This is a genomic window from Methylibium sp. Root1272, assembly GCF_001425905.1.
GTDB lineage: Bacteria > Pseudomonadota > Gammaproteobacteria > Burkholderiales > Burkholderiaceae_C > Methylibium.
The window spans coordinates 232,367-257,827 of sequence record NZ_LMDY01000015.1; the positions used below are offsets into that span (position 1 = coordinate 232,367).

Annotated in this window: 24 protein-coding genes and 1 tRNA gene; 12 read left to right on the plus strand and 13 right to left on the minus strand. The window is 70.2% G+C overall.

Annotated elements, in window-relative coordinates:
* Nucleotides 1–7: 7 nt before the first annotated feature.
* Nucleotides 8–886, plus strand: coding sequence for an alpha/beta hydrolase (locus ASC67_RS15315; protein WP_056322940.1), 879 nt, complete (start codon nt 8–10; stop codon nt 884–886).
* Between the two features lie 23 nt (nt 887–909).
* Here ASC67_RS15315 and ASC67_RS15320 read toward each other — a convergent pair whose 3' ends face one another.
* The 6 genes from ASC67_RS15320 to rpsP form a co-directional block, all read right to left on the minus strand.
* On the minus strand, nt 910–1,899 hold the full coding sequence (locus ASC67_RS15320) for a CobD/CbiB family protein (RefSeq protein ID WP_056322943.1): 990 nt from the start codon (nt 1,897–1,899) through the stop codon (nt 910–912).
* A gap of 62 nt (nt 1,900–1,961) precedes the next feature.
* The gene (locus ASC67_RS15325; RefSeq protein WP_056322948.1) at nt 1,962–2,645 is read right to left on the minus strand and encodes a CoA pyrophosphatase; all 684 of its coding nucleotides are present in this window, start codon (nt 2,643–2,645) and stop codon (nt 1,962–1,964) included.
* 155 nt (nt 2,646–2,800) lie between these two features.
* Complete coding sequence (gene rplS / locus ASC67_RS15330) at nt 2,801–3,154, minus strand: 50S ribosomal protein L19 (protein ID WP_011828705.1); 354 nt, start codon at nt 3,152–3,154, stop codon at nt 2,801–2,803.
* A gap of 87 nt (nt 3,155–3,241) precedes the next feature.
* The gene (gene trmD, locus ASC67_RS15335; RefSeq protein WP_056322953.1) at nt 3,242–4,012 is read right to left on the minus strand and encodes a tRNA (guanosine(37)-N1)-methyltransferase TrmD; all 771 of its coding nucleotides are present in this window, start codon (nt 4,010–4,012) and stop codon (nt 3,242–3,244) included.
* Nucleotides 4,013–4,034: 22 nt separating this feature from the next.
* A complete protein-coding gene (gene rimM / locus ASC67_RS15340) occupies nt 4,035–4,631 on the minus strand; it encodes a ribosome maturation factor RimM (protein WP_056322959.1) in 597 nt (198 codons plus the stop codon).
* 34 nt (nt 4,632–4,665) lie between these two features.
* A complete protein-coding gene (rpsP, locus tag ASC67_RS15345) occupies nt 4,666–4,926 on the minus strand; it encodes a 30S ribosomal protein S16 (protein ID WP_036231012.1) in 261 nt (86 codons plus the stop codon).
* A 187-nt stretch (nt 4,927–5,113) separates the two neighbouring features.
* Here rpsP and ASC67_RS15350 point away from each other — a divergent pair, with 187 nt between their 5' ends.
* Both ASC67_RS15350 and ASC67_RS15355 read left to right on the plus strand, forming a co-directional pair.
* The gene (locus ASC67_RS15350) at nt 5,114–5,683 is read left to right on the plus strand and encodes a GNAT family N-acetyltransferase (RefSeq protein WP_056322964.1); all 570 of its coding nucleotides are present in this window, start codon (nt 5,114–5,116) and stop codon (nt 5,681–5,683) included.
* A complete protein-coding gene (locus tag ASC67_RS15355; RefSeq protein ID WP_056322969.1) occupies nt 5,683–6,123 on the plus strand; it encodes a hypothetical protein in 441 nt (146 codons plus the stop codon). Before ASC67_RS15350 ends, ASC67_RS15355 begins: the two co-directional genes overlap by 1 nt.
* A gap of 12 nt (nt 6,124–6,135) precedes the next feature.
* On the opposite strand, the gene ASC67_RS15360 is transcribed toward ASC67_RS15355, so the two are convergent.
* From ASC67_RS15360 to ASC67_RS15370, 3 genes are all read right to left on the minus strand, one after another.
* Nucleotides 6,136–7,671, minus strand: coding sequence for a malonyl-CoA synthase (locus ASC67_RS15360; protein WP_056322973.1), 1,536 nt, complete (start codon nt 7,669–7,671; stop codon nt 6,136–6,138).
* 57 nt (nt 7,672–7,728) lie between these two features.
* Entirely contained in the window at nt 7,729–8,517 is a 789-nt protein-coding gene (locus ASC67_RS15365; protein ID WP_056322976.1) for an enoyl-CoA hydratase/isomerase family protein, read from the minus strand.
* A gap of 143 nt (nt 8,518–8,660) precedes the next feature.
* Nucleotides 8,661–9,419, minus strand: a complete 759-nt coding sequence (locus ASC67_RS15370; protein ID WP_056322980.1) for a sulfite exporter TauE/SafE family protein — start codon at nt 9,417–9,419, stop codon at nt 8,661–8,663.
* 30 nt (nt 9,420–9,449) lie between these two features.
* On the opposite strand from ASC67_RS15370, the gene ASC67_RS15375 reads away from it, so the two are divergent.
* Both ASC67_RS15375 and ASC67_RS15380 read left to right on the plus strand, forming a co-directional pair.
* Nucleotides 9,450–10,091, plus strand: a complete 642-nt coding sequence (locus ASC67_RS15375; RefSeq protein ID WP_056322984.1) for a trimeric intracellular cation channel family protein — start codon at nt 9,450–9,452, stop codon at nt 10,089–10,091.
* A gap of 47 nt (nt 10,092–10,138) precedes the next feature.
* A complete protein-coding gene (locus ASC67_RS15380) occupies nt 10,139–10,570 on the plus strand; it encodes a DUF1841 family protein (protein ID WP_056322989.1) in 432 nt (143 codons plus the stop codon).
* Nucleotides 10,571–10,599: 29 nt separating this feature from the next.
* Here the strand turns inward: ASC67_RS15380 and ASC67_RS15385 are convergent, their stop codons facing one another.
* From ASC67_RS15385 to ASC67_RS15395, 3 genes are all read right to left on the minus strand, one after another.
* Entirely contained in the window at nt 10,600–12,186 is a 1,587-nt protein-coding gene (locus ASC67_RS15385; protein ID WP_056322992.1) for an ABC transporter substrate-binding protein, read from the minus strand.
* 59 nt (nt 12,187–12,245) lie between these two features.
* Nucleotides 12,246–13,475, minus strand: coding sequence for an HD-GYP domain-containing protein (locus tag ASC67_RS15390; RefSeq protein WP_056322997.1), 1,230 nt, complete (start codon nt 13,473–13,475; stop codon nt 12,246–12,248).
* 156 nt (nt 13,476–13,631) lie between these two features.
* Nucleotides 13,632–14,294 carry a cytochrome c gene (locus ASC67_RS15395; protein WP_056323001.1) on the minus strand — a complete coding sequence of 221 codons (663 nt, stop codon included), beginning with the start codon at nt 14,292–14,294 and terminating at the stop codon, nt 13,632–13,634.
* 83 nt (nt 14,295–14,377) lie between these two features.
* On the opposite strand from ASC67_RS15395, the gene ASC67_RS15400 reads away from it, so the two are divergent.
* The 7 genes from ASC67_RS15400 to ASC67_RS15430 all read left to right on the plus strand — a co-directional run bounded on the left by ASC67_RS15400 (nt 14,378) and on the right by ASC67_RS15430 (nt 23,757).
* Nucleotides 14,378–15,232 (plus strand): MoxR family ATPase, encoded by an 855-nt coding sequence (locus ASC67_RS15400; protein ID WP_056323005.1) that lies wholly within the window; start codon nt 14,378–14,380, stop codon nt 15,230–15,232.
* 11 nt (nt 15,233–15,243) lie between these two features.
* Complete coding sequence (locus tag ASC67_RS15405) at nt 15,244–15,477, plus strand: hypothetical protein (protein WP_056323008.1); 234 nt, start codon at nt 15,244–15,246, stop codon at nt 15,475–15,477.
* A complete protein-coding gene (locus tag ASC67_RS15410) occupies nt 15,474–16,073 on the plus strand; it encodes a GNAT family N-acetyltransferase (RefSeq protein ID WP_200946954.1) in 600 nt (199 codons plus the stop codon). Before ASC67_RS15405 ends, ASC67_RS15410 begins: the two co-directional genes overlap by 4 nt.
* A gap of 118 nt (nt 16,074–16,191) precedes the next feature.
* Nucleotides 16,192–17,373, plus strand: coding sequence for a VWA domain-containing protein (locus ASC67_RS15415; protein WP_056323016.1), 1,182 nt, complete (start codon nt 16,192–16,194; stop codon nt 17,371–17,373).
* A 14-nt stretch (nt 17,374–17,387) separates the two neighbouring features.
* A complete protein-coding gene (locus ASC67_RS15420) occupies nt 17,388–19,337 on the plus strand; it encodes an autotransporter assembly complex family protein (protein ID WP_156466789.1) in 1,950 nt (649 codons plus the stop codon).
* Nucleotides 19,337–23,650, plus strand: a complete 4,314-nt coding sequence (locus tag ASC67_RS15425) for a translocation/assembly module TamB domain-containing protein (RefSeq protein ID WP_056323024.1) — start codon at nt 19,337–19,339, stop codon at nt 23,648–23,650. The genes ASC67_RS15420 and ASC67_RS15425 overlap by 1 nt, the downstream gene beginning before the upstream one ends.
* 32 nt (nt 23,651–23,682) lie before the next feature.
* Nucleotides 23,683–23,757 (plus strand) — tRNA-Arg (locus tag ASC67_RS15430).
* An 18-nt stretch (nt 23,758–23,775) separates the two neighbouring features.
* Here ASC67_RS15430 and ASC67_RS15435 read toward each other — a convergent pair.
* Nucleotides 23,776–25,389 carry an iron ABC transporter permease gene (locus tag ASC67_RS15435; protein WP_056323028.1) on the minus strand — a complete coding sequence of 538 codons (1,614 nt, stop codon included), beginning with the start codon at nt 25,387–25,389 and terminating at the stop codon, nt 23,776–23,778.
* Between the last annotated feature and the right edge of the window lie 72 nt (nt 25,390–25,461).

Below are 25,461 nucleotides of genomic sequence, written 5' to 3' on the forward strand. Positions count from 1 at the left end.
TCTCCGAATGAACTCGCGACGCTCGCTGCTGCGGACCGGCGGCCTGACCGGCCTGGCGCTGGGCCTGACGGCCTGCGCACCGACGCGCGTGCTCAACGCCCTCGCCGCCTCCGACACGCACACACTGAAGATCGGTCTGCCCTACGGCCCGGACCCACGGCAGCGCCTCGACATCTACACGCCGACCCGCGCGGCGACCAGCGCGGGCCACCCGGTCGCCCTGTTCTTCTACGGCGGGTCCTGGAACAACGGTGAGCGGGCCGACTACCGCTTCGTCGGCGAGGCGCTCGCCTCGCGAGGCGTGCTGACCGTCGTTGCCGACTACCGCCTCTATCCGCAGGTCAGCTACCCCGACTTCCTGCGCGACTGTGCGCGGGCCCTGGCCTGGACGCTGCGCGAAGCCCGGAGTTTGGGCGGAGATCCGCACCAGCTCTTCGTGATGGGCCACAGCGCCGGCGCCTACAACGCCGCGATGCTGGCCCTCGACCCGCGCTGGTTGGCCGCCGAGGATCTCGCGCCGCGACAGCTGGCCGGCTGGATCGGTCTGGCCGGGCCCTACGACTTCGTACCGATCGTCAACCCCGACGTGCGCCCGGTATTCCATCATCCCGATGTGCCGCCCGAGTCGCAGCCGATCCGCTATGCCGACCGCGCCGCCATCCGCAGCTTCCTCGGCGCCGCTGCCGAGGACTCACTGGTCGACCCGCAGCGCAACACGGTTCAACTCGCGCGCCGCCTCGAGGCACACGGAACGAGCGTCAGCCTGCATCTCTACGAGCGGGTGAATCACCTGACGCTGGCCGGCGCCCTTGCCCGTCCGCTGCGTTTCCTGGCGCCGGTGCTCGACGACGTGGAAGCCTTCATCAAGCAGCCACCGGCGGCCTGACGAGGCCGTCAGCCGCCACGGACTCAGCCGATCAGGTTCGCCAGGCTCAGCAAGGCCAGCAGCAGCATCCACAGCACCACCGAGCGCCACACCAGCCCCACCACACTGCGCAGGTGGCCGAGCTCTGGCGCGAGGCCGGGCGTCGAGCCCACCGCATCGGTGTCCTGCCGGTTGGCGCCGGTGGCGAAGTCCTTGGAGCGATCGGTCTGCAGCGGCGGCGGCGCGCTGCCGCCAAGGCGCACGCCGACCGCACCGGCCGCCGCGGCGAGGATGGTGCCATCGTTCCGCGAGCGCCACAGCCCGGCGTCGCGCCGCCAGCACTCGATCGCGGCTTCGAAATCACCGACCACCGCGAAGCCGAAGGCCGTGAGGCGTGCCGGCAAGTGGTCGATCCAGGCGAACAACTGCTGCGAGCGCTGCATCAGCCGCTCGTTGATCGGCACCCCCACCGTGCGGCTGCGGAAGGCCCAGTAGCGGCTCGAGAACTCTGCCAGGCGGTACAGCACCGCGCCCGCCGGGCCCAGACCGAGCGTGGACAGCAGCACGAACCAGAAGAACACGCCGAACACATGGCGATGTGCCGCGACCAGCGAATGCTCGATCACGTGCCGCAGCAGTTCGGTGCGCGGCAGGTCGCTGGCGTCGAGTTGCCGCCACTCGGCCAGCAGCCGGCGGGCTTCGATCTCGTCGCCTCGCTCCAGTGCGTCGCGGATGTCGGTGAAATAGTGGCTGAACTGGCGAAAACCGAGCGTGAGGTAGAGCACCAGCACGTCCCACACCAGCGCCAGCAGGATGCTGAAGTGCGCCAGCGCGAAGTGCACCGCAAACACCAGCAGCGCGGGCAGCACCACGGTGATGATCCAGACGACCCAGGAATGATGATCGCGCCCGGCGTCGAAGTTGCGGCCGGTCCATCGGATCCACACCACCATCACGTCGTGGATGCCATTGCTGCGTGGCAGGGGATGAAGTTGCTCGATGACGAGGGCCAGCAAGACCGCGAAGAAACTCATGGGTCGATGATACCGAGGCGCCCGGCACGCAAGGCGCAGAGGACGACGAAGCGCCCCCGTCGTCAGGCGCTGAGAAAGCGGTAGAAGTTGCGCAGCATCGCGGCGGTCGCGCCCCAGATGAAATAGCCCGGGGACTCGGAGGTCGGATACCACGGCATCGAGTAGAAAGTCCGCTGGCCGCCCGGCCCTTCGAACAGATGGCGCTGGTGATGCGCCGGGTTCATCAGGAAAGCGAGAGGCACCTCGAACACCTCGGCCACCTCGAAGGGGTCGGGCCTGGCCGTGAAGCCGGGCTCGATCAGGGCAACGACCGGCGTGACGACGAAATTGGTGACCGTGGTGTAGGTCGGCAGCGTACCGATCACCTCGATGTGCCGTCGCGACAGGCCGACCTCCTCCTCGGTCTCGCGCAAGGCCGTCGCGATCGCGTCGGCATCCTCCAGCTCGGCTCTGCCGCCGGGAAAGCTGATCTGGCCGGCATGGTCGGTCAGATGGTCGGTGCGCTGCGTCAGCAGCACCGCAGGACCTCCGTCGCGGACGACCAGCGGTACCAGCACCGAGGCGTTGGCGGGCTCCCGATCGATGAGCCGCCCATCTCCTGGAAACTCGACCTGCCATGCCGGCGGGGCGAGAAAGCGTTGGCGCAGCGCCGCCGGCAGGAAGCGCTCGAGCGGGACGGCAGACAGGTGCGAGTCGCGCCCGACCACCGGCACGGCGCGCGGATCGATGATGGGAATGCGTTGCATGGAACTGCGAGCTTAGGCGTTCGGGAATAGAAAAGCCGCCCGGAGGCGGCTCTTCGTAAGGCAGCTTTTGACGCGACTGGCTGCGCCGGGTCGCATCGAAAGCTCGCTTCGCGCTGAGCGCGACCGCGAGCCGGTGCTCGCGGCTGACCCAAGGGTCAGGCGAGCTTTTCCTTGATGCGAGCCGACTTGCCGCTGCGCTGGCGCAGGTAGTACAGCTTGGCGCGGCGCACGTCGCCGCGGCGCTTGACTTCGATCGACGCGATCAGCGGGCTGTAGAGCTGGAAGGTCCGCTCGACGCCTTCGCCGCTGGAGATCTTGCGCACGATGAACGAGCTGTTCAATCCGCGGTTGCGCTTGGCGATGACCACGCCTTCGTAGGCCTGCAGGCGCTTGCGCGTGCCTTCGACGACGTTGACGCTGACGATCACCGTGTCGCCCGGCGCAAAGGCCGGAATGGTCTTGTTCAGGCGAGCAATCTCTTCCTGCTCGAGGGTTTGGATCAGGTCCATGGGTTCTCCAAGTGATCATGCCCGCGCCGCGTTCCCTGGGAAGGGATCTTTTCCGAAAGGCCGGGTAGAGGATCGAAAAGCCTTCGATTATAGGCCAAGTCCTTGCAGCGACTGCAGGTAGCGCTCGTCCGCCTTCGAGAGCCTCCCCTGCGCACGCGCGGCGGCGATCAGATCGGGGCGGCGCCGCGCCGTCAGATCCAGCTGCCGCTCGCGCCGCCAGCGGGAGATCTCGGCATGGTGGCCGGACATCAGTGTCGCCGGCACCCCATCCGCAGTACCTTCACCCAGATGCTCGGGGCGGCTGTAATGCGGGCAGTCCAGCAGACCATCGGAGAAGCTGTCCTGCTGGTGCGAGGCCTGGTCGTTCAGCACGCCGGGCTGCAGGCGCGCCACCGCATCAAGCAGCGCCAAGGCCGGCAATTCGCCTCCCGACAGCACGAAGTCCCCGAGGCTCAGTTCCTCGTCGACATGGCGGTCGATGAACCGCTGGTCGATGCCCTCGTAGCGACCACACACCAGCACTGCGCCCGCCCCAGCCGCCAGGGACCCGACACGCCCCTGCGTGAGCGGCGTGCCGGCCGGGCTGAACAGCAGGACCGGCGTTCGAGCTCTCCCTGCCGCGGCCTGGTCCTCACGCACGGCGGCCAAGGCGCGTTCCAGCGGCTCGACCAGCATCACCATGCCCGGCCCGCCACCGTACGGCCGGTCATCGACGCGACGGTAGGCGTTGTCGGCAAAGTCGCGCGGCTGCCAGAGCTTCAGGTCGATGCCTCCACCCTCGAAGGCGCGGCGCGTCACGCCCACGGCCTGGAACGGCGCAAACAGTTCCGGGAACAGCGTCAGGACGTCGAAGCGCATGGGGAGGAGGCCCGCGTTCGCCTCAGAAATCGAGACCCCAGTCGACCGTGATGCGACGCTCCGGCAGGCTGACCTCGTCGATGTAGGCCGCCACGAAGGGAATGAGCCGCTCGTGCTCGACCGTCTTGCCGTCCGCGCCGCTCTCCTCGGGCTGGATCACGCGCAGCACACTGTGCGCTCCGGTATCCAGCAGGTCGGCCACGCTGCCCAGCGCTTGCCCCTCGCGATTGACGACGGCCAGCCCGATCAGGTCGATCCAGTAGTACTCGTCGGTGTCGGCGGTGGGAAAACTGGCGCGCGACACGAACACGCGGCAGCCCCGCAAGGCTTCGGCGGCGTTGCGGTCCGCGATGTCCTGTGCGGTGGCGACGATCACGTCGCCCTGCTCCCGCGCGTTCGTGACGCGCAAGAGCGTCGGCAGCGGCACGCCCAGCGGCGAGCCGATCTGCTTCTCGGGCGGCCGCAGGAACCAGCGGCGCGACGAGAACAGCGCCTGGGGATCGCTGGAGAAAGGCAGCACCTTGATGCCGCCCTTGATTCCCCAGGCATCGACGATGCGCCCGACCTCGATGGCATCCTCGGGCCAGACGACCTCGTCGTCGAGCACGGGAGCGCTCACGGTGCGGCAGACGCTCGTCGCTGCAGCAGCGGCATCAGGCCGCCGGCGCGACCTTGGCCTTGGCGTCCTTCACCAGACGCGCGACGGTCGGCGACAGCTGGGCGCCGTGGCTGACCCAGTGGTCGATGCGATCGAAGGCGACGCGCAGCGGCTCTTCGCCGCCGGCGGCGACCGGGTTGTAGAAGCCCACGCGCTCCAGGAAGCGACCGTCACGACGGTTGCGTGCCGGGGCGGCGACGATGTTGTAGAAGGGGCGCTTCTTGGAGCCGCCACGTGCGAGTCGGATCACGACCATGATGTTTCCTTGTGTCTGGTTCAGGATCCACGTCACCCGGGACACGCGGGGCCGGCGAATCGGTTCATTGGCAGCTCGCGCTGCCCGTGCTCGGCGTCGTAGATACGCCCCGGACCACCGCCGTGCATTGCTGCGCTGCTGATGGGTGAGACCGCCACCGAAACCGCGCATTATAAACTCGTTGTCGATGAGCGTCACCATCCCTGCCCCTGCGCTCCTGCTTCGGCCGAGCATCCCCACCGACCTGCCGGCCCTCACCGCCCTCTACGGCTGGCACGCGCGGCGCGGCAGCGGCACCTTCGAACTGGAAGGTCCGAGCCTCCAAGAGATGACCCGGCGCCGCGACGACGTGCTGGCCAAGGGCCTGCCCTGGCTGGTGGCCGAGCGCCACGGCGACCTGCTCGGCTATGCCTACGCGACGCCATTTCGCCCGCGCCTGGCCTACCGCTTCGCTCTCGAGGACTCGATCTACCTGGCCCCGCAGGCGCACCGTCAGGGCGTGGGTCGGGCCCTGCTGGCGGAGTTGATCGCCCGCTGCGAAGCCTGGGGCGCTCGACAGATGTTCGCCGTGATCGGCGACAGCGCCAATGCCGCGTCGATCGGTCTGCATCGCGCGCTCGGCTTCGCCGACGTGGGCACCATGCATGCGGCCGGCTGGAAGTTCGACCGCTGGCTCGACGTGGTCATCATGCAGCGCGCGCTCGGCGACGGCGATGCCACGCCGCCTTTCGATCGCGCCCCGGCAGGAGGCCGCTGATGACCGCACGCTCCAAGACGCTGGCGACCTGGCTCGCCTTCATCGCCGGCAGCATGGGCTTCCACCGCTTCTACCTGCACGGACTGCGCGATGTCTGGGGCTGGCTGCACGTGCCGCCGACGCTGCTGGGCCTGTACGGCGTGGAGCGCATGCTCGAACTCGGGCAGGACGACCGTCTGGCCTGGGCGCTGATCCCGCTGCTCGGGCTGGCCCTGGCTGCCAGCATGCTCGCAGCGATCGTCTACGGCCTGACGCCCGACGACCGCTGGAACGCGCGCTACAACGGCGGTGCGAGCGGCCGGCCCAGCGGCTGGCTGGCGGTGTTCGGCGTGGTGGGCGCGCTGTTCGTCGGCGCCAGTGTGCTGATCGCCACCATCGCCTTCAGCGGGCAGCGCTACTTCGAGTCCCAGGTCGAGGCCGGCCGGCAACTCAGCCAGTGAGCAGTCGCTGCCTCAGGCACCGCCCGCGAACACCCCGGCGTGCTGCTGGCGCAGCAGGTTCTTCTGCACCTTGCCCATCGCATTGCGCGGCAGTTCGGCCACGACGAACACCCGCTTGGGCAACTTGAACGCCGCGATGCGCGACTTGAGCTGCGAGACCAGCTGCTGCCCATCGACATCGGCCGCCGGCCGAAGCACCACGACGGCCACCACCGCCTCGCCGAAATCCGGGTGTGGCACACCGATCACCGCCGACTCCGCAACGCCCGGCAGGTCGTTGAGGTAGCCCTCGACCTCGGCCGGATAGACGTTGTAGCCGCCGCTGATGATCAGGTCCTTGCTGCGGCCGACGATCGTCAGGTAGCCGCGCTCGTCGAGCCGCCCGACGTCGCCCGTCCTGAACCAGCCATCGGCGGTGAATTCCTCGGCCGTCTTGTCCGGCATGCGCCAGTAGCCGGCGAACACGTTCGGGCCCCGCACCTCCACGCCGCCCACCTCGCCGGCCTCGCAGGCCGTACCGGCCTCATCGACGACGCGCAGCGCCACGCCCGGCAACGGCCTGCCGACGGTGCCGCCGATGCGATCGCCATCCTCCGGCCGACACGGATTGGAGGTCAGCATCGCGGTCTCGCTCATGCCATAGCGCTCGAGGATCGTGAGGCCGGTGCGCGACTGCCAGTCGCGAAAGGTCTCGATCAGCAAGGGCGCCGACCCGGAAATGCACAACCGCAGGCGGGCGCAGGCGGCCCGCGTCAGCGCGGGGTCCTGCAGCAACCGCACATACAGCGTCGGCACGCCCATGAACACGGTCGCACGCGGCAGGCGCTGGATCACCGCGGCGGGGTCGAAGCGGCCTAACCACAGCATCCGGCTGCCGTTCAGCAAGGCACCGTGACAGGCGACGAACAAGCCGTGCACGTGGAAGATCGGCAGCGCATGGATCAGCACGTCGTCGGGCTGCCAGTCCCAGTAGCGCTGCAGCGTGCGCGCATTGCTCAGCAGGTTGCCGTGGCTCAGCATCGCGCCCTTGCTGCGCCCCGTCGTGCCGGAGGTGTACAGGATGGCGGCCAGCTGGTCGGCGCTCGCCAGCGCCGGTTCGTGCCGCTCGCCCTGCTGCGCGGCGCGCTCCAGCAGCGTGCCGCTGCGGTCGTCGTTCAGCGTGAACACGTGGCCCACGCCACGCCGGAACGCCAGCTTGCTGACCCAGGGGAAGTTGCGGCCCGCGCACACCACCACGCCCGGCTCGGCGTTGTCGATGAAGTACTCGAGTTCGGCCTGCTGGTAGCCGTTGTTGAGCGGCAGGTAGACGAAGCCGGCGCGCAGCGTCGCCAGGTAGAGCAGCAGCGTCTCGACCGACTTGTCCGTGTGCACGGCAACGCGGGTGCCGGGCGGCAGTTCCAGCGACACCAGCAGGTTGGCGATCATCGCGGTGGCCCGCTCGATGTCGCGCCAGGTGTAGACGAGGCCGCCCTCGGCCTCGATCGCCACGCCGTCCAGATCGGCCGGGAAACCGGCGCGCAACGCGACGAAGAGGTTGTCGTTGTTCATGTCCTTGCCTCGCTCCATTTCACTGCACGGATCCCGCGACGCGCTGTGCACCGCCCGTCATACCGGATCGTCCGGGAACGCCGGCCCGCGCCGGCCCAGGAAGGCCTGCACGCCTTCGCGATGCGTCGCGCTGCCGGCGTAGCCGAAGTGTCGTGCCCGCTCGGCCTCCGTCGGACCGCCGCGCTGCAGTTGGCGCAGCGTGCGCTTGTTGGCGCGCGCCACCGAGGCCGGCAGCGCCGCGATGCGCTGCGCCGTGGCCTGGGCTTCCGCGCCTGCGTCGTCCACCACGCGCTGCACCAGCCCGCGCTGCAGGGCCTCGTCGGCATCGAGCAGGCACGCCTCGAACAGCAGCTCGGCCGCGCTGGCCCGCCCCACCACGTCCAGCACCACCGACAGCTCGTCGGGCGCCATCGGGAAGCCCAGCCTGGCGATCGGGATACCGAAGCGGGCGCCGCGCTGCGCGATGCGCAGGTCGCAGCAGGCGGCGATCTCCAGCCCGCCACCGATACATCCACCCTCGATCTGGGCGATCAACGGCACATCGGTCCCGAGCAGCGCCTGCAGCGCCGGCGCCACCAGGCGCTCGTGGTAGTCGCGCAAGGCCTCGGTCGAGAAACGATGCACCGGAAACTCGGCGATGTCCGCCCCGGCAGCGAAATCGCCGCCTTCGCCGCGCAGGATCACGGCATGCAGGTTCGGCTGCAGCGCGTCGAGCGTCGCGGCCAGCGCGCCGAGCTCGCGCCACATCGCCACGCTGATCGCGTTGAGCTTGCCGGGATGGGACAGCGTGACGACGCCGATGCGCGGATCGCCGGGGTCGCGCTCGAATGCCAGGGCCCCGCTCATCGCGGCCGGCGCGCGCCCGGGGGCGTGCAGCGATTCGAGGGTCGCGGCAGGGGGAAGATCGGGTGAGGCTTCATGCCAGGATCCAGTCTGACGGGCTCATGGCGCCGGATGGCGCCACAGGGCCCGCATCCTAACCAAGGCCCTCAGCCGCGCAGCCCGTCCCACAGCAGCTTCACGCCGGTCAGCAGCATGCCCAGCGAGAGCAGCCGGTAGAACAGCGTCGGCTCGATGCGACGAGCCAGGCGCACGCCGATCCACACGCCGAGCGGTGCCAGCGGCATCAGCAACAGCGAGGTCGTCAGGTTGCGCAGGTCGATCAGGCCGAGCCACGCGTAAGGAATCCATTTCGACGCATTGACCGCCGCGAAGAACACCGCCGTCGTGCCGGCGAACACCATCGGCCGCAGCTTCAGCGGCATCAGGTAGGCCAGCGCCGGAGGCCCACCGGCATGGGCAACGAAGCTGGTGTAGCCGGCGGCGATGCCCAGCCCGAAGCCCCACCAGCGTGGCGGCGGTGGCGCGTCGGCGCGCGGCGGGAAGAACTGGCGCTGCGCGAGGAACAGCAGCGTCAGCGCACCGACGATGCCCGCCACGGTCGACGATGGCAGCAGACCGAAGCTGAGCGTCCCCAGCACGGTGCCCAGCAGGCCGGCCGGCAGCAGCAGCTTGAGCAGCGAGCGGTCGGCCTCGCGCCACAGCGCTGCCAGACCGAAGGCGTCCATCACCGCCAACAGCGGCAGCATGATGGCCGCCGCCTGGGGCACCGGCAGTGCGACCGCCATCAGCGGCGTCGCGAGCGCACCGAAGCCGGCCCCGAAGCCGCTCTTGCTCACGCCCATCAACAGTACCGCGGGCACGGCCACCGCATAGAAGACGGGATCGGTGATGATGTCTGCCGTCATGCCCCGGCTCCGGCCATTGCACCCGCTCCGATGCCCGCCCACCCGCTGAACCTCGCGACCGCCCTGCTCGTGGCCGAGTGGGCCGCCATGCTGGCCTTCGCGCTGTCGGGCCTGATGGAGGCCGCGCGCAAGCGACTCGACGCGGTCGGTGTCGTGGTGGTCGCCGGGCTCACAGCGTTCGGCGGTGGCACCCTGCGCGACGTGCTGCTGGACCGCCGGCCGTTCTTCTGGGTGCAGCATGCGCAGTACATCTGGGCCATCGTGGCGCTGGCGGTGATCGCGATGCTGTTCATGCGCAGCCGCCACTTCCAGCCAACAGAACGCGCGATCGTCTGGCCCGATGCGCTGGGGCTCGGGCTGTTCGCCGCCAGTGGCACGCTGATCGCGCTGGCCACGCCGCTGCCGGCGCTGGTATCGGTGCTGATGGGCGTCGTCACCGCGGTCTTCGGCGGCGTGCTGCGGGACATCGTGTGCAACGAGATCCCGGCGGCCTTCAGCGACCACCGCCCGTACGCCGTGTGCGCCTTCGCCGGCGGCTGGGTGGTGGTGGCCGTGCGCAGCCTCGACGGCAGCGAGACGGCCGCACTGATCGCCGGGACCCTGCTCACCGTGCTGCTGCGCGCGCTGGTGCTCTGGCGCAACTGGCAGCTGCCGGCCTGGCGCATCGACTGAGTTCCCACGCGCCCCGGTGCCGGCCGCGCCAGCGCGACAATCGGGCGATGTTCACGCCCTCCCAGCACGACGTCCGCCGCTTCTTCTGCGAAGTCCGGCGCAAGCACCAGGCCGCCGAAGTGCTGGCGCCGATCGAGGCGATGGCTGCCGACTGGATCGAGCAGCACCCCGAGTACCACGCCGACCTGGCCGATGCCGATGCCGCGGTAGCGGCCAGCTACAGCGTCGAGGACGGCCGCACCAACCCTTTCCTGCACCTGTCGATGCACCTGTCGATCACCGAGCAGGTGGGCGTCGATCAGCCGCGCGGGATCAAGCAGGCCTTCGAGCTGCTCGCGGCCCGCCGCGGCTCGGCCCACGAGGCCCAGCACGAGATGATGGAGTGCCTGGGCGAGATGATCTGGGCCTCGCAGCGCAGCGGTCTGCCGCCGGACGGCGAGGCCTACATCGACTGCGTGCGCCGCCGCGCGACGCGCTGACGCCGGCGGCCGGGGCCGCCGGCGCTGCGTCACTTGACGCTGATCCACGACCACTCGAGCCAGTTGTCGGCGCGGTGGACCACCGTCACGTTGCTGCGCGCCGCCCAGGGCACGATCTGGCGGTGCAGCGGCAGGTGCAGCACCAGCTCGTTGTGGCGCGCCAGCGCCGCCTTGACCAGCGCTTCGCGCTTCTTCGCGTCGGGCTCGCTGCTGGAGGCGGCAGCCAGCTCGTCGAGCTTCGCGTCCTTGACGCCGCCGAAGTTCCAGCTCCCCACACCGCCCGAATCGCCCGGGATACGGCTGCGCAGCACCGGCGTCAGCGTCGTCTCGGCATCGGTGATCGAGCCGCCCCAGCCCAGCAGGTACATCGAGGTGTCCAGCTTCTCGAGCTTTGCAAAGTAGGTGCTGCGCGGCATCGCGTTGACCCGCACCTTCACCTTGAGTTGGGCCCACATCGCCGCCAGCGCGAGGCAGATCTCCTCGTCGTTGATGTAGCGGTTGTTCGGGCAGTCCAGCGTGACCTCGAAGCCGTCGGGGTAGCCGGCCGCCTGCATCAGCTGCCGGGCCGCCGCCAGGTCGAAGGGCAGGCGCTTCTCCAGCGCCGCATCGTTGTAGGCGCCCAGCGGCGACGGTGTGATACCGCCGGTGGGCAAGGCTTGCCCCCGCATCAGCTTCGTCTTGATCGTCTCGATGTCGATGGCCTGGTAGAGCGCCTTGCGCACCCTCAAGTCCTTGAACGGGTTGCGGTCGCCGGGCACCTGGCCGTACAGCAGCTTGTCGCGCGCCTGGTCCATGCCGATGAACAGGACGCGGTTCTCCGGCCCGTCGACAACCTGCACGCCGGCCGTGTTGCGCAGCCGGGCGATGTCCTGCGGCGCCGGGTCGAGCACGAAGTCGAGCTCGCCCGAGATCAGCGCCGCGGAGCGCGTCGCATCGCTCTTCACGGGCGTGTAGACCACCTGCTGCAGGTTGCCCGCGAAGCGGCCCCACCAGGCCGGGTTGCGCTTGTAGACCGTCTTCACGTCCGGCTGGCGCGAGACCAGCATGAACGGGCCGGTGCCGTTGGAGTTCAGCGATGCATGGCCTTCCTGCTTGTTCTTGAAGTCCAGCGGCCGAGCGGCTCCGTGCTTCTCGCTCCAGGCGCGGCTCATGATCTGCACCGTGCTGAGGTGCTGCAGGAAGATCGGGTTCACCTGCGCCAGCCGGAACTCCACCGTCAGCGCATCGAGTGTCTTCGGCTCGCCCAGCGCGCCGGCGTAGACGCGGATCGCCGACGCCGGATCGCGCGCCCGCAGCACCGAGAACACCACGTCATCGGCGGTGAACGGGCTGCCGTCGTGGAAGCGGACCTGAGGACGCAGCTTCAGCCGCCACACGGTCGGTGAAGGCTGCTGCCACTCGGTGGCGAGCACCGGCTCGATGGCGAGCTGCCGGTCGCGGTTGACCAGCGATTCGTAGACCTGGCCGTTGATCTGGTTGGTCAGCGACTCGTTCTGGGAGTGCGGGTCCAGGGTCTGGACATCGCCCTGGCTGGCCCAGCGCAGCGTCTGTGCCGAGCCGGCCGAAGCCAGCGCGGCCAGCAGCAGCGCCGATGCGAATCGAAGGAGGGTCGGCATGGCGGTTCTTCTGCGCGCGAGCGGGGGAGCGCGCAGTGTAGACAGGCCACGCTATTCCCTCAGGGGCGGGCGGCCTCCCCGGCCCAGAGCCGGTCGATGTCCTTGAACGGCCACTTGTCCGGCGGCTCGCAGGCGATCACCTTGTCCTGGCACCATGGCCCGCCCAGGTCGATCTCCTCCGGCAGGATGCGCTGGTTGGACTTGATGCTGAAGAACACCTTGACCTTGGGCGTCAGCAGCGAGGCCGGGTTCTGCTGGATCACCACCGCCAGCCGCCCGGTCTGCAGGCGCACCAGCGAGCCGACCGGGTAGATGCCGACCGTCTTGACGAAAGCCTGGAACACCAACGGGTCGAAATGGCCTTTCCACTGCGCCATCTGACGCAGCGACTCGCCGGGATCCCAACCGGTCTTGTAGGGTCGGTTCGAAGTGATGGCGTCGTAGACGTCGCACACCGCGCCCATCTTGGCGATCAACGAGATCTGGTCGCCGGCCAGCCGGTGCGGGTAGCCGCTGCCGTCGACCTTCTCGTGGTGGTGCAGGCAGACGTCGAGCACGTCCGGCGGCGCGTTGCCTCCCTCGAGCAGCAGCGCATGGCCCCGCTCGGGGTGGGTGCGGATGATCGCGAATTCTTCGTCGGTCAGGCGCCCGGGCTTGTTCAGCACCGGGCTCGGCATCACCGCCTTGCCCAGGTCGTGCATCAGACCGGCCAGGCCCGCCTCTCGGACCTGCGACTCGCGCAAGCCCAGTTGGCGACCCAGCGACACCATCAGGGCACACACGGCCACGGAGTGCAGGTAGGTGTAGGTGTCGGAGGTCTTGAGGCGCGCCAGGCTCACCAGGGTGCCGGGGCTGCTCATCACCGAGCTGGCGATCTCCTCGACGAGCTGCCGCCCCTGCTCGACGTCCATCGCGCGGCCCAGCCGGGCCTCGGCGAACATCGACTGCACGGCTTCGCGCGAACGGCCGATCACCTTGCGGGCCTGCGCGAGCTCCTCGTCCTGCGAGCGCGGCAGCTCGATCAGCGGACTGGGCGCCGTGGCCGCCGCCTCGAGTTCGCGCTCGATCTCCTCGCGCACCTCGGACTCGCTGATGCCACCGTCGACGTCCATGCCGATCTCGACGTTGATCCAAACCTCGCTGATCCCGCTGTCGCGGATCTTCGCGATGTCGGCCGGATCGCGCAGCACGAACTTCGAACGCCAGAACGGATGCTCCATCCATGAGCCGCACAGCTCGTGCAGGTACATGCCGGGGCGCAACTGGTCCACCGCGATTCTTTTCAACACGCCGCTTCTCCGTCGAACGTGGTCATGGCGTCATATCGACAGCGGCCGGACAAACTGAAACCGGACGGCCGACGCACCCGCGAGCGCGCCGGGCGTGAAAAAAGCCGCCGGACCTGACGGTCGGGCGGCTGCTTGCCGGCGCAGGGTGGCTGCGGCTTACTTGAACTTCGACTGCGGCACCGTCTTGAGGTCGGTCGGGAGCGCGGCCATGTAGTTCGACAGGCCCTTGAGCTCGGCATGGCTGAACGCCTTGACCTGGGCGCCCATGATCGCGTGGCTGCGACCGACGTTGGGGTTGCCCTGGGTCGCATACGCCTTCAGCGCGACATACAGGTAGTCGGCGTGCTGGCCTGCCAGCTTGGGGTAGGTGCCGTCGATCGGCTTGCTGAAGTTCGCGCCGTGGCAGGCCGCACAGCTGCCCTTGGTCAGCAGGGCCGCGACCGCCGGATCCGGAAGCTTCGCGGGCTCGGCCGGCAGCTCGGCACGCGCTCCGCCCTCGGCTTCGTAGTAGGCGGCCAGGTCGGCCATGTCCTGCTCGCTCAGAGAGTCGGCGATGCTGCGCATCGTCGGGTGCTTGCGGTCGCCCTTCTTGTAGGCGTTCAGTGCGGCCACGATGTACTTCGCGTTCTGGCCCGCGATCATCGGCACCTTGTAGATTTCCGGGAAGCTCGCCTGGTAGCCGACGATGCCGTGGCAGCCGATGCACATGGCGTTCTTCTTCTGGCCGGCCGCGGCATCGCCGGCCTTGTCTTGCGCTTGCGTCGTGGCGGCAAATGTCATCGCAAGCAGCGCGATCATCGCGGGGAACAGTGTCTTCATGGTCCGGCGGTGGGTTGAGTTCAGCGGCGGAGTATACGGGCCCCCTATACTGAATTGGCCATCCTCAGCCGACTCTCCGCGCCATGAAATATGCAGGTTCCAACCAGTACGTCGCCACGCCCGACCTGATGCTGGCGGTCAACGCCGCGATCACGCTGCAGCGTCCGCTGCTGATCAAGGGTGAGCCCGGCACCGGCAAGACGATGCTGGCCGAAGAGGTGGCCGCCGCGCTGAAGCTGCCGCTGCTGCAATGGCACATCAAGAGCACCACCAAGGCCCAACAGGGTCTGTACGAGTACGACGCGGTGAGCCGCCTGCGCGACAGCCAGCTCTCGGGGGCCGACGGTGCCGAGCGCGTGCGCGACATCCGCAACTACATCGTCAAGGGCGTGCTGTGGCAGGCCTTCACCGCCGAGCAGCCGGTGGCGCTGCTGATCGACGAGATCGACAAGGCCGACATCGAGTTTCCGAACGACCTGCTGCGCGAGCTCGACCGCATGGAGTTCCACGTCTACGAGACGCGCGAGATGGTCAAGGCGAGACACCGGCCGCTGGTGTTCATCACCTCCAACAACGAGAAGGAACTGCCTGACGCCTTCCTGCGCCGCTGCTTCTTCCACTACATCAAGTTCCCCGAGGCCGAGACGATGCGCAAGATCGTCGAGGTGCACTTCCCCACGCTGAAGAAGGAGCTGCTGGCCTCCGCGCTGAAGAGCTTCTACGACGTGCGCGGCCTGCCGGGCCTGAAGAAGAAGCCCAGCACCAGCGAACTGCTCGACTGGCTCAAGCTGCTGGTGGCGGAGGACATCCCGCTCGACGCGCTGCAGAGCCAGGACGACAAGGTCGCGATCCCGCCGCTGCTCGGCGCGCTGCTGAAGAACGAGCAGGACGTGAGCCTGTTCGAGAAGCTGGTGTTCATGCAGCAGCGCAATCGCTGAGCGTGGCACGCATGCAGAACGACACGCGTCGCGAACTGCTCGTCGGCGTCGCCGACGCCCTGGGCTTCGTGCTCGGCGCGCTGGCCGGCTGGGGCCTCGGCCGGCTGATGGGCTTCGATTTCGTCGGCTCGCCCGGCTACGGCGGCGCGCAGATGGTCGGGCTGGTGTTCATCGTGCTGGGCTGCGGCCTCGGCAAGTGGCTGGCGCGCACGCTGGCGCAAAGCTTCACGCGGGATCGTTCATGAGTGCCATGCCCCTTACCGCGCCGGTCACGCTCGAGGGCCGGAACGCCAGCCTGGTGCCGCTCTCGCCAGCGCATGCCGACGCGCTGGCCCAGGCCAGCGCGGAAGGAGAACTGCATCGGCTCTGGTACACGGCGATCCCGGCACCCGAAGCCGTCGGGCCCGAGATCACGCGTCGGCTGGCGCTGCACGCGGCCGGTTCGATGCTGCCGTTCACGGTGCTGGACGCCGACGGCACGCCGGCCGGCATGACAACCTACATGAACATCGACGCGGTGAACCGCCGCGTCGAGATCGGTTCCACCTGGTACGCGCTGCGCGTGCAGCGCACCGGGCTCAACACCGAATGCAAGCTGCTGCTGCTGACGCATGCCTTCGAGACGCTGGACTGCATTGCGGTCGAGTTCCGCACCCACCGGCTCAACACCCAGAGCCGGCGTGCGATCGAGCGGCTCGGCGCGCAGCTCGACGGCGTGCTGCGCGCCCACCAGCGCGCCGCCAACGGCACGCTGCGCGACACGGCGGTGTACAGCATCACCGCGGCGGAATGGCCGACCGTGAAGACGCACCTCGAGTGGCAGTTGCTGCGGCCGCGCTGAAACCCGGACCGATCGCTCACACGGGCTTACCGGTCGCTGCCGCGCGCGCCGCAATGGCTGGGGCTACCATCGACGTTCATCGGCCAGCGCACCCCGCGCCCCGCTCTCCCGTGACGCCATGCTGATCGACTTCTTCTACACGCTGCGCAGCGCGAAGCTGCCCGTCTCGATCAAGGAGTACCTCACGCTGCTCGAGGGGCTGCAGGCCGGCCTGGCCGAACGCGAGGGCCAGCCCTCGGTCGAGCAGTTCTACTTCCTGGCCCGCACCACGCTGGTCAAGGACGAGGCCCATTTCGACAAGTTCGACCGCGCCTTCTCCGCCTACTTCAAGGGCGTTCAGATGCTGGCCGACTTCACCCAGGAGCTGCCGCTCGACTGGCTGCGCCGCACGCTGGAGCTGGAGCTCACGCCGGAGCAGAAGGCCGCGATCGAGAAGATGGGCTGGGACGAGCTGATGAAGACGCTGAAGAAGCGCTTCGAGGAACAGAAGGACCGCCACGAGGGCGGCAGCAAGTGGATCGGTACCGGCGGCACCTCGCCGTTCGGCCACTCCGGCTACAACCCGCAGGGCATCCGCATCGGCGGCTCGGGCAAGAACAGGAGCGCGGTCAAGGTGTGGGACCAGCGCGCCTACCAGGACTACGACGACACCAAGGAGCTCGGTACGCGCAACATCAAGGTCGCGCTGCGCCGGCTGCGCCGCTTCGCGCGCGAGGGCAACGAGCTCGAACTCGACCTCGACGACACCATCCACCGCACCGCCGCCAACGCCGGCATGCTGGACATCAAGATGGTGCCCGAGCGCCACAACAAGGTGAAGGTGCTGCTGCTGATGGACGTGGGCGGCACGATGGACGAGCACATCCACCGGGTGGAAGAGCTGTTCAGCGCTACCAAGACCGAGTTCAAGCACCTGGAGTTCTACTACTTCCACAACTGCGTCTACGACTTCATGTGGAAGCACAACCGGCGCCGCTTCAGCGAGAAGCACTCGACCTGGGACGTGATCCGCAAGTACAACCGCGACTACAAGTTGATCTTCGTCGGCGACGCGACGATGAGCCCCTACGAGATCCTGCAGCCGGGCGGCAGCGTCGAGTACAACAACGAGGAGCCGGGCGCCGAATGGCTGCAGCGCCTGACCCACGCCTTCCCCAAGTACGCCTGGATCAATCCGGAACCGCAGGGCGTGTGGGGCTACCGCCAGAGCATCTCGATCGTCCAGCAGCTGATGCAGCAGCGCATGTTCCCGCTGACGCTGCAGGGGCTCGAAGGTGCGATGCGCCTGTTGAGCAAGTGACCGGACTGCGGCCGTTGACCGCCACGCTGCAACGCGCCGTCGCGACGACGCTGATCGCCGTGGCCTGGAGCGGCCCCCTGCTGCCCTTGCAGGCCGCGTGGGCACAGGCCGACGAGGACGACGAGGCGATCCGCGCCGAGGCCCGCGCCGACCAGGCCAGCGAAACTGCCGCCAAGGCCACCGAGGATGCGGCCCGCGCCTCGCTGTTCGACACCGGCGTCACCACGCTGACGGCCGGCAAGCAGGCCGTCTATCACCTGGAGGTGCGGGCGCCGAACCCGCTGCGCGACCTGCTGGTGCGCCACCTCGACCTGGTGCGGTTTCGCGAGCAGCCCGACATCTCCGCGGTCGAGATCGGCCGCCTGATCGCCGCGGCCCCGGAGCAGGCGCGCAGCCTGCTGGAGCCGGAGGGCTACTTCAACGCCCGCATCGACGTGAAGCGCGACGACGACGCGCCGGCCGGCGGCCCACCGACCGTGCGGGTGCGCGTCGATCCGGGTCCGCAGGTGCGGGTGGGCCGGGTGCAGATCGAGGTCCAGGGGCCCTACGCCGATGCAATGAATGCCGGCGACGCCGCGCTGCGCGCCCGCTGGCAGCGACTGAGCGCGCGCTGGTCGCTGAAGGAAGGCGAGCCCTTCAGCCAGGCGGCCTGGACCGGCGCCAAGAACACGCTGCTCGCCAGCTTGCGCACGCGCGGCTACGCAACGGCGGGCTTCTCGGGCACCAGCGCCGAGGTAGACGCCACCAGCAACACGGTGCGCCTGTTCCTGGTGGTCGACAGCGGGCCGCTCTACCGCATCGGCGAGATACGCGTCGAGGGCCTGGAGCGCACGCCGCAGGACGCCGCGCTGAACGTGCTGCCGTTCCAGATCGGCTCCGATTACACCGAGAAGAAGCTGCTGGACTACCAGGAGGCCCTGCAGAAGACCGGTCTCTACGAGGGCGTGGCGGTCGAGCTCGACCAGAGCCCGGAGGGCGCCGACCGCGCGATCGTCTACGCGAAGCTGCGCGAGAACAAGCTGCAGAACGCCACGTTCAGCGTCGGCTTCTCCAGCAACACCGGCCCGCGGGTCGGCGTCGAGCACACGCACCGTCGCGTGTTCGGCTACGACCTCGTGGCCACCACCAAGCTCAAGGTCGGCCGCGACGAGCGCGAGGCCTCGTTCGACCTGCTCACCTACCCGCAACCCGAGGGCTACCGAAACCTGCTGGGCCTGAAGGCGGACTACCTGGACGCCGGCGGCGCGCTCACGCAGACCCAGCGCGTGCGCGTGGGCCGCACGCGCGACACGGAACGCATCGACCGCCTCTACTACCTCGAGTTCAACCGCACCACCGTGGAGACGGCAACCGCCCGCACCACCGACCGCGCGCTGCTGGCCAACTACGAATGGGTGCACCGCGACGTCAACAACTTGGTGTTTCCCACCCGCGGCGTGATCCTCAGCGCGCAAAGCGGTGCGGGCGTGGCCTACGACGGCGACAAGGATCGCGGGCCCTTCGGGCGTTTGTACCTGCAGGCCGTCTGGTACCAGCCGCTGATCGGCGGCTGGCTCGGCCAGGTGCGCGGCGAGGTCGGCCAGGTGCTGCGCAAGGACACGCTGGGCATTCCGGATTCGCTGCTGTTCCGTGCCGGCGGTGACGACTCGGTGCGCGGCTACGGCTACCGCACGCTCGGCCCGGTGCGCGACGGCGCCGTGGTCGGCGGCCCGGTGCTGGCCACCGGCAGCATCGAGCTGGCGCACCGGCTGTCGGACAGCTCGCCGCAATGGCGCAACTGGTACGGCGCGGTGTTCGTCGATGCTGGCAACGCGGCGCTGACCTGGGGCGAGTACGACGCGGCCGTCGGCTACGGCGTCGGCGTACGCTGGCGCAGCCCGATCGGCCCGCTGCGCATCGACCTGGCCTATGGCCAGCAGGTCGAGGCCGTGCGGCTGCACATCAGCGTGGGAGTCACGTTCTGATGGCCGACACCCCGGCCCCGCGCGGCGCGGGCGCGCCCGCAGCGGCGCCGCGTGCTGTGCGCCGCTGGCCCTGGCTGCTGGGCGCGGTGCTCGCGCTGCCGCTGGCCGCGGCGGCGGTCATCGCCTCGGCGTGGCAGGCGCTGCACACCGAGGCCGGCACGCGCTGGTGGCTCGAGCAGATCGACACGCACGTGCCGGGGCTCGTGCTCGAAGCCCCACGCGGCGCGCTGCTGGGGCCGGCGAGCGAGTTCTCGCTGGCGCGGCTGTCGGTGACCTTCGGATCCAGCACGGTCCGCATCGACGGCCTGCAGTCGAGCGGCCTGCAACTTGTCGACTGGCGCTTCGCCGCGCCCTTCGTTCACCTGCAGGCCCGCACGCTGGCCGCGCGCAGCGTGACGGTCGAGCTCTCACCTGCGCCCGCGCCGGCGCCCGCCGCGGGCGCCCCGTCCGATCTGCAGCTGCCGCTGAGCGCTCGCATCGACACGCTGCGCATCGATCGCCTGCAGCTGCCGGGGCTCGCCGCGCCGATCGAGGCGCTGAGCGCCCGCGTCGAAGCCGGCAGCACCCACCGCATCGAGGCGCTTTCGCTGCGCTGGAACGGCCTTCAGGCCGAGGGCGGCGGCCAGATCGAGGCCGCCGCGCCGCTGCCGCTGCAGGCGCGCTTCGCGCTGCATGGCGCCGCCGACGCCACCGAGGCGCAAGTGCCGCCCTGGGCCCGCGACGTGACACTGGCGCTGCAGGCGGCCGGTCCGCTGAGCCGTTTCGATGCGCAGGCCACCGTGGTGATGCAGGCTCAGCGCCTCGACGCCAAGGCCCAGGTCACGCCCTTCGATCCCCTGCCCGTCTCGCAGCTCGATGCGCGCTTCGTGCAGCTCGACCTCGCCCGGTTGCTCGCCCCCTTTCTGTCCGCAGGCACGTCCGCGCCCACCACCGAACTGAACGGCAGCGCCGTCCTGCAGCTCAACACCGACCAGCCGCTGGTGCTGCGGGCGCAGGTGCGCAACGAAGCCCCCGGCCGCTGGGACCAGCGGCGCGCGCCGGTGCGCGAGATCGACCTGCTGCTGCGGGGCCGCGGCACGGCGTGGGACATCGAGCGCGCCCGGGTGCAGCTGGCGTCCGACGCACGCACGCCGGCCGGTCAGGTCGAGGCCAGCGGCCGCATCGAGGGGCCCGATGCGCAGGCGCAGATCCGGTTCGACGGCGTGCTGCTCCAGGGACTCGACCAGCGTGCCCCGCCGCTGCGGCTGAGCGGGCCGGTCGATCTGAAGCACGTCGCGCCGCCAGCCGCACCGTCCGACGCGGCAACGGTCTTTGGCCGCCTCGCGTTCGATGCCCGGCTCGAGGGCGCGCTGCTCGGCCCGGCACGCCGCAACGCCCCCGCGCCGCTGCGCGGCACCGCGCAACTCGCATTGCGCGGCAGCGCCACGCCGACACTCGCCGTCATCGACACGCTGAGCGCGCGCGCCGGCGCGGCCCGACTCGACGGCAAGGGGCGCGCGCAGCGCAACGGCGAGCGCTGGGACACCGAGGCCGACCTCAAGCTCGCCGCCTTCGACCCCGCGGCCTGGTTGCCCGGCGAACCCACGGCAGCCTGGCGGCGCAGCCGCAATGCGCTCAACGGCCAGCTCAGCCTGCGCGCGCAGGTGCCGGCGGCGGCCGACGCAGGCGCACTGCTGGCGGCTCTGCGCGGCACGTTGCGCGCCGACCTGAGCGACAGCGCCTTCGCCGGCCAGCCGCTCGCGCTGCAACTGCAGGCCGACGCGGACGGCAAAGGCCAGCTCGACGCCACCGCGAGCGCCCGCGCCGCCGACAACCGTGCCGAACTCGGGTTGAAACTGCGCGCACCGGCCCGCGGCGGCAGCGCGCCGGCGGCCGGCGGCGAGCAGCTGCTGATGCAACTCGACGCACCGGCCCTGGCCCAGCTCGCGCCGCTGGCCGACGCGCTGGGACTGGGGCCGCTGGCGGGCCGCGCTCGCATGGAAATCCGCGCCGACGGAGCGATCGGCGCCTGGCTGCTTGGCGACGCGGCGCGCGGCGCCCTCGTCACGCGCGGCAGCCTGGCGCTTGAGCGCCTGCAGTTCGGCAGCCTCCAGCTCGAAGCGGCCCAGGGCCGCTGGGACGCCACGCTGCCCGGCAGCGAAGCCGTCAGCAGCGCGCTGGCGCGCGCCGCGCTGCAGGGCGAGTTCACCGCCACCCAGATCCGGATGCCGGGACTGACGCTGCCAACGGCCGCGTTGCAGGCCGACGGCACGCTCGGCGAGCACCGCGCCAGCCTGCGCGCCACGTTGCGGCAGCCGCAGACCCCAGGCAGCGAGGCCGGCGCCGTCGAACCCGCGCCGCTGAGCCTGGTGGCCCGACTGACCGGCACCTGGCGGGCCGGAGAGAGCGGCGCGCCGAACATCTGGCGAGCGCGCCTGCCCGAGCTGTCGCTGCTGCCCGTTCCACGGAGCGCGGGGTCGGTGCCCTCTCCCGCGGCAGCAGCGGTCGCCGAGCCCGCCGACGTGACGGCGGCCCGCGCACAGGTCGCACCGCTGCCGCTGGTTGTCGCACGCGAGCTCGCGTTCGAACTGCAGCAGGGCGAGCAGTTGCTGCGCTGGCAGATGGAGCCGGGCAGCGTGGACGTGCTGGGCGCGGTGCTGCGCTGGCAGACGCTGCGCTGGCAGCGCCAGGGCGAGCGGCCTCCGCAACTCGACCTGCAGGCCGATGTCGAGCCCTTCGAAGTGGCGCGCCTGCTGCGACGGCTGCAGCCCGATTTCGGATGGGTCGGCGATCTGCGCGTCGGCGCACAAGTGCGCGTCCGCAGCGATCCGGCGGTCAGTGCGCACATCGAGATCGCCCGCACCGGCGGCGATCTGCAGGTCAACGAGTTCGGCAGCATCCAGCCACTGGGCCTCACGGACGCGCGACTCGAACTCACGGCCGAGTCCGGTCTGTGGCAGTTCAACCAGCTCGTCGCCGGCGCCCAGCTCGGGCGCGTGGTCGGCGCGCAGACCGTACGCACGGCGCCCGACCTGCTGTGGCCCGCGCCCGACGCGCCGGTCGAAGGCGCACTGCGGGTGCAGGTCGAGAACCTGGGCGCCTGGGGGGCCTGGGTGCCGGCCGGCTGGCGCGCGGGCGGACAGATGGACGGCACCCTGCTGGTCGGCGGGCGGTTCGGCGGGCCCGACCTGACGGGTCAGCTCACCGGCCGTCAGCTCGCGCTGCGCAACACGCTCGAAGGCGTGACCTTGTCCGACGGCGAACTCGACGCCCGCTTCGACGGCGGCACGGCTCGGCTCACCATGCTGCGCTTCAAGGCCGGAGAAGGCGAACTGCGCGCCAGTGGCGACGCACGCCTGGGCGATGCGCCCCAGGCTCGGCTGCAGCTCACGGCAGAACGCGCCACGGTGCTCGGCCGCGTCGACCGGCGCGTCGTCGCCAGCGGTCAGGCCAGCCTGGCGCTCGACGCCCAGACGATCAAGGTCGACGGCGACTTCCGGGCCGACGAGGGCCTGATCGACATCAGCCGCAGCGACGCGCCGACGCTCGGCGAGGACGTGACCGTGCGTCGCGCCGGCGACGCCCCCGCGGCAGCCGAGAGTGCGGCGCCCCGCGCCCCGCGCACGGTCGACCTGCGTCTTGCGGTCAACCTCGGCTCGCGCTTCAAGCTGCGCGGCCGCGGCCTCGACACCCGGCTCGAAGGCGACCTGCGGCTCACCACGCCGGGCGGCCGGCTGGCTGCGCACGGCGAGATCCGCACCGATGCGGGCACCTACGAGGCCTATGGCCAGAAGCTCGCGATCGAGCGCGGCGTGATCACCTTCGTCGGCGACATCGCCAATCCGCGGCTCGACATCCAGGCGGTTCGCGCCAACACCGACACCCGCGTCGGCGTCATCGTCGGCGGCAACGTGCAGTCGCCACGGGTGCGGCTGTTCTCCGACCCCGAGCTGCCCGGCACCGAGAAGCTCGCGCTGCTGGTCACCGGCCGCAGCTACGACAGCCTGGCCGGCGGCGACGTGCTGCTGCTGCAACGCGCGGCTTTCGCGCTACTGGCCGGCGACGGCGCCGACGGCAAGAACCCGCTGGACGTGGCGAGCCTGCTGCAACTCGACGAGTTGTCCGTGCGTCAGAGCGACGGCGCCGTCAAGGACACCGTGGTCACGGTCGGCAAGCAGATCTCCGACCGGGTGTACGTGGGCTACGAGCGCGGACTGAACGCCACCGCCGGCAACTGGCAACTGATCTACCGCATCGCCCAGCGCTTCACGCTGCGTGCCCAGTCGGGCGAGGACCCGGCCGTCGACCTGATCTGGATCTTCCGCTGGAACTGAGGCCGCTGCGGCCTCCTACAATCCAGCCCGCCGCCACCGTAGTTCAATGGATAGAACGGCCGCCTCCTAAGCGGCAGATACAGGTTCGATTCCTGTCGGAGGCACCAGCCGCGGCGGGCCGCCGCTCAGCGCAGCCGCATCGCGCGCGACAGCAGCAGCACCGGAATCAGGCCGACGAGCACGATCGCCAGCGACGGCAACGCGGCTTCGGCCAGGCGCTCGTCGCGCGCGAACTGGTACGCCACCACGGCCAGCGTGTCACTGTTGAAGGGCCGCAGCACCAGCGTGGCGGGCAGCTCCTTCATCACGTCGACGAACACCAGCAGCGCGGCCGCCAGTGCCGAGCGCGTGAGCAGCGGCGCGTGCACGCCGAAGAACAGCCTCCCGCCGCCCGCCCCGAGCGTGCGGGCGGTGTCGTCGAAGCTGGCCGGGATGCGCGCATAGCCCGCCTCCACCGACTGCAGTGCCACCGCAGAGAAGCGCACCAGGTAGGCGTAGAGCAAGCCGCCGATGCTGCCGGTCGCTGCCGCAGTCACCCAGCCGGCGGCACTGCTGCCCGGCGCCGCCGCTTGCACCCAGCCCACCGGCAACAACAGGCCGACCGCGATCACCGCCCCCGGTACCGCATAGCCCAGCGACACCAACCGCGCCAACGGCCGCACGGCGCCGCCGGCACGGCCGCGCAGCACGAAGCCGAGCAGCACCGCCAGCGCCACCGCCGCGGTCGCCGCGATCGTCGCGAGCTGCAGGCTGGTCCAGGCCCAGCCGGCGAAGCGCAGCCACGGCAGGCCGAACTCGCCGTGGCGCGCCTCCAGCCACACCGCGCGCAGCAGCACCGCGACCGGCAGCACGAAACCCAGCAGCACCGGTGCCGCGCAGAGCGAGAAGGCCAGCACGGCGCGCCGGCCGTGCAGCACCACCGGACGGCCCTCGCGCGCCGCCGCGCCACCGCGGCTGCTGGCATAGCGCAGCTTCCTCTGCGCGCGCCGCTCGGCCCACAACAGCAGCGCGACGACCACCAGCAGCATCGTCGCGAGCTGCGCCGCGGCGATGCGGTCGTCCATCGCCAGCCAGGCCTTGTAGATGCCGGTGGTGAAGGTGGTCAGACCGAAGTAGGAGCCAACCCCGTAGTCCGCCAGCGTCTCCATCAGCGCCAGCGCCACGCCGGCCGCCAGTGCGGGCCGGGCCAACGGCAGCGCGACGGCGCGCACGCGACGGCCGAGGCCTGCACCGAGCAGGCGCGCCGCTTCCATCAGATGCAGGCCGCGCTCCATCAGTGCGCCACGGGTCAGTAGGTAGACGTAGGGATAGAGCGCCAGCGTGAACAGCACGATGGCACCGGGCAGGCTGCGCACGTCGGGCCACAGCGGACCCTGCGCACCGGTCAGCGCCCGCAGCGTGGTCTGCAGCGGGCCGCTGTACTGCAGGAAATCGGTGCTGGCATAGGCCAGTACATAGGCCGGCATTGCGAGCGGCAGCAGCAGCGCCCACTCGAAGACGCGCCGCCCCGGAAAGTCGAACAGGCTGACCGCAGCGGCGGTGGCCCCACCCAGCAGCGCCACGCCGATCGCCACGCCCAAGGCCAGCAGCAGCGAACTCAGCGCGTAGCCCGGCAACACCGTGGCGGCCTGGTGACGCAGCAGTTCCAGGCTCTGGGCCTGCGGTGACAGCCAGGCGCCGAACACCCCCAGCAAGGGCAGCGCCAGCAGCGCACACAGCACGACGGCAAGGTGTCGCATGGCTCAGCCCGGCCCCGGCCCGGTGCCGCGAGCACAACGACACCGCGGGCCGGGAACCCTGGAACGGCCGCG

What these genes read in the sequence shown, in the direction of transcription:
- ASC67_RS15385 (WP_056322992.1), bottom strand. Translation starts at nt 12,186, where the DNA reads ATGCCGACCCTCCTTCGATTCGCATCGGCGCTGCTGCTGGCCGCGCTG.
- ASC67_RS15360 (WP_056322973.1), bottom strand. Translation starts at nt 7,671, where the DNA reads ATGAACAACGACAACCTCTTCGTCGCGTTGCGCGCCGGTTTCCCGGCC.
- ASC67_RS15400 (WP_056323005.1), top strand. Translation starts at nt 14,378, where the DNA reads ATGAAATATGCAGGTTCCAACCAGTACGTCGCCACGCCCGACCTGATG.
- ASC67_RS15395 (WP_056323001.1), bottom strand. Translation starts at nt 14,294, where the DNA reads ATGAAGACACTGTTCCCCGCGATGATCGCGCTGCTTGCGATGACATTT.
- ASC67_RS15370 (WP_056322980.1), bottom strand. Translation starts at nt 9,419, where the DNA reads ATGACGGCAGACATCATCACCGATCCCGTCTTCTATGCGGTGGCCGTG.
- ASC67_RS15425 (WP_056323024.1), top strand. Translation starts at nt 19,337, where the DNA reads ATGGCCGACACCCCGGCCCCGCGCGGCGCGGGCGCGCCCGCAGCGGCG.
- ASC67_RS15315 (WP_056322940.1), top strand. Translation starts at nt 8, where the DNA reads ATGAACTCGCGACGCTCGCTGCTGCGGACCGGCGGCCTGACCGGCCTG.
- ASC67_RS15350 (WP_056322964.1), top strand. Translation starts at nt 5,114, where the DNA reads ATGAGCGTCACCATCCCTGCCCCTGCGCTCCTGCTTCGGCCGAGCATC.
- ASC67_RS15405 (WP_056323008.1), top strand. Translation starts at nt 15,244, where the DNA reads ATGCAGAACGACACGCGTCGCGAACTGCTCGTCGGCGTCGCCGACGCC.
- ASC67_RS15380 (WP_056322989.1), top strand. Translation starts at nt 10,139, where the DNA reads ATGTTCACGCCCTCCCAGCACGACGTCCGCCGCTTCTTCTGCGAAGTC.
- rpsP (WP_036231012.1), bottom strand. Translation starts at nt 4,926, where the DNA reads ATGGTCGTGATCCGACTCGCACGTGGCGGCTCCAAGAAGCGCCCCTTC.
- ASC67_RS15435 (WP_056323028.1), bottom strand. Translation starts at nt 25,389, where the DNA reads ATGCGACACCTTGCCGTCGTGCTGTGTGCGCTGCTGGCGCTGCCCTTG.
- rplS (WP_011828705.1), bottom strand. Translation starts at nt 3,154, where the DNA reads ATGGACCTGATCCAAACCCTCGAGCAGGAAGAGATTGCTCGCCTGAAC.
- ASC67_RS15410 (WP_200946954.1), top strand. Translation starts at nt 15,474, where the DNA reads ATGAGTGCCATGCCCCTTACCGCGCCGGTCACGCTCGAGGGCCGGAAC.
- ASC67_RS15355 (WP_056322969.1), top strand. Translation starts at nt 5,683, where the DNA reads ATGACCGCACGCTCCAAGACGCTGGCGACCTGGCTCGCCTTCATCGCC.
- trmD (WP_056322953.1), bottom strand. Translation starts at nt 4,012, where the DNA reads ATGCGCTTCGACGTCCTGACGCTGTTCCCGGAACTGTTTGCGCCGTTC.
- ASC67_RS15320 (WP_056322943.1), bottom strand. Translation starts at nt 1,899, where the DNA reads ATGAGTTTCTTCGCGGTCTTGCTGGCCCTCGTCATCGAGCAACTTCAT.
- ASC67_RS15415 (WP_056323016.1), top strand. Translation starts at nt 16,192, where the DNA reads ATGCTGATCGACTTCTTCTACACGCTGCGCAGCGCGAAGCTGCCCGTC.
- ASC67_RS15325 (WP_056322948.1), bottom strand. Translation starts at nt 2,645, where the DNA reads ATGCAACGCATTCCCATCATCGATCCGCGCGCCGTGCCGGTGGTCGGG.
- ASC67_RS15375 (WP_056322984.1), top strand. Translation starts at nt 9,450, where the DNA reads ATGCCCGCCCACCCGCTGAACCTCGCGACCGCCCTGCTCGTGGCCGAG.
- ASC67_RS15365 (WP_056322976.1), bottom strand. Translation starts at nt 8,517, where the DNA reads ATGAGCGGGGCCCTGGCATTCGAGCGCGACCCCGGCGATCCGCGCATC.